The 6455-nt window shown below is 35.5% G+C and carries 5 protein-coding genes; 4 read left to right on the plus strand and 1 reads right to left on the minus strand.

Annotated elements, in window-relative coordinates:
- The first annotated feature begins 17 nt into the window (after window positions 1–17).
- Together ACQKOF_RS23595 and ACQKOF_RS23600 are read left to right on the plus strand one after the other, a co-directional pair.
- Complete coding sequence (locus ACQKOF_RS23595; RefSeq protein ID WP_427562474.1) at window positions 18–902, plus strand: LysR family transcriptional regulator; 885 nt, start codon at window positions 18–20, stop codon at window positions 900–902.
- Between the two features lie 176 nt (window positions 903–1078).
- Window positions 1079–1474, plus strand: coding sequence for a VOC family protein (locus ACQKOF_RS23600; protein WP_427562477.1), 396 nt, complete (start codon window positions 1079–1081; stop codon window positions 1472–1474).
- A gap of 208 nt (window positions 1475–1682) precedes the next feature.
- On the opposite strand, the gene ACQKOF_RS23605 is transcribed toward ACQKOF_RS23600, so the two are convergent.
- Window positions 1683–2540, minus strand: a complete 858-nt coding sequence (locus ACQKOF_RS23605) for a LysR family transcriptional regulator (protein WP_427562480.1) — start codon at window positions 2538–2540, stop codon at window positions 1683–1685.
- 266 nt (window positions 2541–2806) lie between these two features.
- On the opposite strand from ACQKOF_RS23605, the gene ACQKOF_RS23610 reads away from it, so the two are divergent.
- Together ACQKOF_RS23610 and ACQKOF_RS23615 are read left to right on the plus strand one after the other, a co-directional pair.
- Window positions 2807–3778, plus strand: a complete 972-nt coding sequence (locus tag ACQKOF_RS23610; RefSeq protein ID WP_427562483.1) for a DMT family transporter — start codon at window positions 2807–2809, stop codon at window positions 3776–3778.
- Window positions 3779–4500: 722 nt separating this feature from the next.
- Window positions 4501–6210 (plus strand): methyl-accepting chemotaxis protein, encoded by a 1710-nt coding sequence (locus ACQKOF_RS23615; protein WP_427562486.1) that lies wholly within the window; start codon window positions 4501–4503, stop codon window positions 6208–6210.
- Window positions 6211–6455 lie beyond the last annotated feature (245 nt).

Raw genomic sequence — 6455 nt, forward strand, 5'->3', positions numbered from 1 at the left:
AGAAAGGTGTGAATGAAATGAATTTGCATGCATTAAGGATTTTTACGAATGTAGCAAAGCTTGGAGGAATTACCGCAGCAGCGAATAAAATGCTTCTTAGCCAACCAGCTGTCACTATTCAAATTCGAAAATTAGAGAGCGAAATAGGAACAAAACTGATTGAAGGGAAAGGACGTGGCATTCAATTAACTCCTGAGGGGAAGTTTTTGTATGAGCAGGCAATACGTTTATTTTATTTAGAAGCACAAATTGATGAAAAGCTCGGTAAATTTTTAGCGAAGGAAGAAAAAATACATATTGCTTCTTCCTACATACCAACAAACTATATACTCCCACCTATTATAGCTGGATATAAGCTTGCTAGTCCTCACATTGAATTTTTTGTGTCGTTGGGCAATGTAAAATCTGTGGAAGAGCAAGTTCTTAATTATGAAGTAGATTTTGGTTTTGTCGTACAAAATAAAATTGGTCACCCTGATTTACAGTTTGAAAAAATATTAGATATCCCGTTTTGGTTTGTTGTTCACCCATCACATTCTTTGGCAAATCAAACGGTCTCCATTGATGAATTATCGAATGAGGACTTTATTTATCGGGAACGTGGTAGCTCGACACTTGATTTATTGGAGGCCGTTTTTTACACGTTAAACAGTCCATTACCTAAATTAGGACTTCAAATGCAGGGCTTACATGAATCGATTAAAGTAGTGGAAGCAGGATACGGTATGACTTTAGCACCATCCTATAGTGTGACGGAAAGTATAGCAAATGGGAAACTAGCTCGGGTTTATGTAGAACATGCAGATATTCAGCAAAGTTTATTTATATGTACACGCAAATCAGATATAGAAGAGCATCCATTTATTCAGTATTTAAAAGATCATTTAAACGCTATAAATTAACTAACTTAAATGCAATAGAATAGAACCAAAATCGGGAACATGAATTAGAACTTTTATTCTCGATTTTTTCATATAATTTCTCTTCTTTTTTATTTCCATTCCTTGTAATAATAATATATAGTAATTGTACTCAAACACAGTGAGTAATTTAATTCTTTAATAAATAGGAGGATATCATGGGGAGATTAGTTCATTTTGAAATTCATGTAAGTGACATGGAACGTGCGAAGAAATTTTATGGAGAGGTATTCGGATGGTCATTTCAAGATTGGAGTGATTATGCAGGAATGCCTTACTTTGGAGCGATAACTGGTAATGAGGACGAGCCTGGAGTCAATGGTGCTTTAATGCAACGTCAAGGTGCTTCTCCGGAACCAAACCTAGCTTTAAATGGATTTGCTTGTACAATGGGTGTGGAAAATTACGATGTAACAGAAGCTAAAATTCTTGAGAATGGTGGCACGGTTGCAATGGCGAAATATGCTCTTCCTGGAATGGCGTGGCAAGGATATTATATTGATACCGAAGGAAATATATTCGGAATTCATCAGCCTGACAAAAATGCAAAATAGCACCATTGTAATTTAAAATTATGTTTTTAAATAGGTTGTTTGCATCGTTCTAGCCAAATATATAATTAACGCTGATTAGCACAGAACGCTTGGTACTAAAAACCAAGCGTTTTTTGTCACTTCTCTATTTTTTATCAATGAATGTACCCTTTAGACACTGTTAAAGATGATTGGCAGAAGAAAAGACGGGGAAATGAAAGAAGTTACCCTATATACGCTGATGCTCAGCAATTGTTTTTAAAAAACATTCCATCGAATTTGTCATGTATGCATCTTTTCGTCGTATAAAGACGGTTGAAATAGTACCGTATTTTTTAGGAATTGGATGACAATAAACCTTGCCGGTTGTAGAAAGATGTTCAGCAGCCGATTGTGGTACAAGTGTAACGCCAAGGCCAATTGCAACACTATTTAAAATTGTCTCTAATATATTAAATTCCATGATTCTTTTTGGCAGTAAACCCTCATCTTTGAGCCAGAGTTCTAGCTTGGATCGATATCCGCAACCTCGGTTAGAAACAAGGATTGGTGTAGTCATAAATTCCTCTGTACGAAATGATTTGTTTTGTGATATGAGAACGAGGTTTTCGGTAAATACATCATATTGTTCTAAAACTGGATGTTTAATCGGTCCAGTTATAAAGGCCCCATCTAATTGATGATCCGCTACTTCTTTAATAAGTTCCTTAGTTAAACCAGCTTGCAGTGTTAAGTCGACATTGGGATACCCCTTATAGTAAGACGCTAGAATGGTTGGTAATATACTCACAGTTTCGACTGTACCGATTTTTAAAGTACCAGTCGGTGTATCATTATCTAAAAAGACCTGTTTCATTTCTTCGACATCCTGCAAAATTTTATTCACGTAAGCAAGCATTTTTCGCCCTTCTGGATTTAATGTCATTCCTTTTTTATGGCGATAAAAAAGGGGCGTTTGGAGCTCCTTTTCTAATAGCTTAATACGTGCAGTTACATTGGATTGTACATAATTTAATTCTTTTGCAGCATGGCTGACGCTCCCGCAATTTGCGACGTTTTTAAAAATCTGTAAATCTCGCAGTTCCATTGAACATACCTCCTTAAAAACTATCATTATAAATGATAGTTAATATCACTTTCAATCATTTTACATGATAGATATTCTTTTTTATAATTCTCATTGTGCATTTTAACTTCTTTCAGCGGGTGTCCAAACACCTGCTGAAAGAAGTTAAAGCCTCCGGCGGATGTCACGGAATCGGAAATGAGTTCTTTGTGCAAGCACAAAGTCGATTCCGGACGCAATTATGCCGAGGCATAATTGATAGGGTTGTATAGAAACGAGGAAAAACAGTGAGAAAAAGTCAAATAATAGTAGGCATGATAGCATGTTTAATAGCAAGTATGTCATGGGGAGCCATGTTTCCAGTTGCAGATCATGCACTTGAATATATAAATCCATTCTATTTTTCAATTATTCGATATGGGGCAGTATCGATTGTATTAGTCATTTTATTATGGATAAAAGAAGGTAAAAAAGCGTTTCGTTTAGAAGGGAAAGGCAAGCTGCTCATCTTTTTTGGGACGATGGCGTTTACTGTTTACAACGTGCTCGTTTTCTTAGGGCAGATGTTAATGGGGAAATCCGGCGTTATGGTAGCGTCGATTATGGAAGCACTTATGCCGATGATTTCGATTGCTATTCTATGGGGGTATAAACATGTAAAACCGAAGAAGTATATGATTAGCAGCATGATCATTGCTTTTGTTGGAGCTATTTTTGTTATTACAAAAGGCGATATGAGTTTCTTTCTTACACTGAAACATAATCTAGTTTCGCTAGCATTTATTTTAATTGGTGTTGTAGGATGGGTTATTTATACAATGGGCGGTCAAACATTTAATGATTGGTCTACTCTCCGCTATTCTACATTAACATGTGTATTTGGCACAGCTATAACAGGTATCATCACAATGATCACCACGATGCAAGGATATGTATCAGTCCCAAGTACGGAAACGATTTTTGCTATTAAATATGATTTATTGTTTATGATGACACTGCCAGGTATTGTAGCATTGCTTAGTTGGAATTATGGTGTGAAAATCCTATCATCCATTAATGGGATTTTATTTATTAATTTTGTTCCAATTACTACATTGGTCATTATGATGGTACAAGGATATAAAATAACAATCTTTGATATAGCAGGGACTCTACTTGTAATTTCAGCTCTTATTTGGAATAACATTTGTCAGCGTAGAGAAGAAAAAACGAATCCGCAGGTTATACAAGAGGAAGAAGAATTACGGCAGGCAGTCTGATATTAGAAGAATTATGATTTTCTTTGCTGGCGCAATTAACTTCTAAGCATGTAGTAATTAAAATAGATTAAGCTTTTTTATAAAGAGCGTGTTTTAATCGGTTATCGATTTAAAACACGCTCTTTATTTTGTTTCTTTATCATCAAGGTTAATTAATGCCCAAGACAAGGGGGAGGACATTAGTGTGGGTTTTGAAGAAGCCCGAATGGCTCCTTGGAGAGAAATGTTAGCAAAGTATAGTTTTCGTTAAAATTTCTAAGAGAGTAATAAATGGAATGTAACTACGCTGGGGATGCCCAAAAGTATGCAAATGACCTTGGACATCCCCCTTTTTTTAGGAGAATTTTAGAAACCATTTCTGAGGAACTACTTATCTAAAGAAAATAGTAATTTAGGTTGATTTACTCAATTGTATTTTTTTGTCGATTTTTTGTTCAAAAATATCGAAATATGTCGTAATATATTGTGAATAGTATGAAAAAAATTTTTTCTAATGTTATTGGGAGGGGCTAAAAGCAGGGGAATTCATTATTATTTTTAAGGAGGTTATCAGAAAAACGAAGAGAAAAGTAATATAATGAAAACATAGGATTAAACAAGACAAGCAGGTTAGCTCCATGTTGTAAATAAACATGGAGGCTCGCACCTTTGATAATGTACGATTCATTGTCTTTCATTAAAATGTGCACTAAAAATTGAATTTAAAAAGGAGCGTATTAACCATGCTACGCAATCTATCTATATTTAAAAAGTTAGTCCTGTTAATGTTTATAGCCATTTTAACAGTTGGTATTATTCAAGTGAATGGATATATCACAATGAAATCTTTGGAGAATAATACAGAGAATATTTTTAAAAACCGTCTAGAACCAAGTATAGTTTTGACTGATTATAGGCTTAATAATCGGGTCATTATTTCAAATATGTATCGTTCTTTCCTTTTTACAGATGAATCAACTATTAAACAAATTAATAATGAAGTAATGCATGCTTTTGAAGAGAATGAAAAGAATCTTCAAATACTTAAAGAAGCCAATTTAAAATCAGATGAGGACAAAATAATAAATGAATTGGTTCAGCAATTTCCAAACTTTAAAGAAAGTATGGAGAAAGTCTTTCAACTAAGTCTTGCCAATAAGAATGAGGAAGCAATAAATCTCTTTAATTCAAGTGCTAAGCCTGTATTTGACGAAATTATGTCAAAAGGTTTGGAGCTAACAGAATTGAATAAAAAATATGCAAGTACTTTGAATATGGAAAGTAAAGCTGATGTAAGTAAAGGTATCACGACCTCTCTAATCATTTCAATTATATTAGGAATTCTGTTTGTTGCAATCGGTTTTATAGGAGTACGAAAATATATAATTTCTCCAATTGAAAAATTAAAATTTGCTGTTCAACGAGCAGAAGCTGGAGAATTAAATTTTAGTGTAGACTATGATTCAAAGGATGAACTAGGCGTCTTAACGTCTTCATTTAGCCATATGATCGCTCAATTACGAGATCTAATTGGTCAGGTGAAACAATCATCCGAACAAATGGCAGCATTTTCGGTTGAGCTTTCGGCAAGTGCGGAACAAACGAGTGAGGCAAGTGAGCATATTGCGTCTGTTACGTTAGACGTGGCAAGCGGCTCGGACGATCAAGTTAGAACAATAATAGAAACATCAGATGTTGTTAATCATATGGTGCAAGATGTTCAAACAATAGCTAGAAATTCTACTAACGTTTCAGAGGCTGCTATCCAAGCAGAACAACTTTCAGTGGATGGAAATGATATTATTAAAACCGCTGTTCAACAAATGAACTCCATTCAAATTTCAATTAGTAGTCTAAGTAATGTAATTAGTGGTTTAGGTGAGCGTTCGGCAGAGATCGGGCAAATTGTTGAAGTTATTACAGGTATTGCAGCACAAACCAATCTACTGGCATTAAATGCAGCGATTGAAGCGGCAAGAGCAGGAGAACACGGAAAAGGCTTTGCGGTCGTTTCGGAAGAAGTGCGAAAATTGGCCGAAGAATCTTCTGTATCGGCACAGAGAATCTCTGAGTTAATTACAGGAATTCAAACTGAAACGAATAGAGCGGTAGATTCTATGCAATTCACAACTAATGAAGTGGAAACAGGTATTAACAATGTAAACATCGCAGGTGAATCCTTTAAAAAAATTCAACATGCCATCAATGAGGTATCTGTTCAAATTCAAGGGGTGTCTTCATCAGTACAACAGATGGTTACAGGAGTTAATCAAATGACCAAATCTATGGAACAAATTAATGGAATTGCCCAAAGTTCTGCAGAAGGAACACAAAATATTTCAGCGGCTACAGAAGAACAGTTAGCCGCCATGCAAGAAATTACTGCATCTACTTCTGCACTTTCTAAAATGGCGGAAGACTTACAAGAAAAAACGAATATGTTCGAAGTATAATGATGACGAATTGTCCTATTAAGTATGAAAGTGCAGCCCAGAGGTAAAGAGGTTGTTCAAAAAAAGCCTGTTATCTAAGGGAGGGCACTGAAAAAGTCTATATCTTCTCACATCGCGAGGTATTCAACGATTAAATCGTTGAATACCTCACTTTTTTCATTTGGCACTGTGACTCTACTGTTGTTTTCCGAAGCATTCCGCTCGCTTTCCGCGGGCGAGCGCCGAGCCTCCTCCTACGCTTCGCT

The sequence above is a fragment of the Lysinibacillus sp. NPDC093190 genome, from assembly GCF_050280425.1.
GTDB lineage: Bacteria > Bacillota > Bacilli > Bacillales_A > Planococcaceae > Lysinibacillus.

What these genes read in the sequence shown, in the direction of transcription:
- ACQKOF_RS23595 (WP_427562474.1), top strand. Translation starts at nt 18, where the DNA reads ATGAATTTGCATGCATTAAGGATTTTTACGAATGTAGCAAAGCTTGGA.
- ACQKOF_RS23600 (WP_427562477.1), top strand. Translation starts at nt 1,079, where the DNA reads ATGGGGAGATTAGTTCATTTTGAAATTCATGTAAGTGACATGGAACGT.
- ACQKOF_RS23605 (WP_427562480.1), bottom strand. Translation starts at nt 2,540, where the DNA reads ATGGAACTGCGAGATTTACAGATTTTTAAAAACGTCGCAAATTGCGGG.
- ACQKOF_RS23615 (WP_427562486.1), top strand. Translation starts at nt 4,501, where the DNA reads ATGCTACGCAATCTATCTATATTTAAAAAGTTAGTCCTGTTAATGTTT.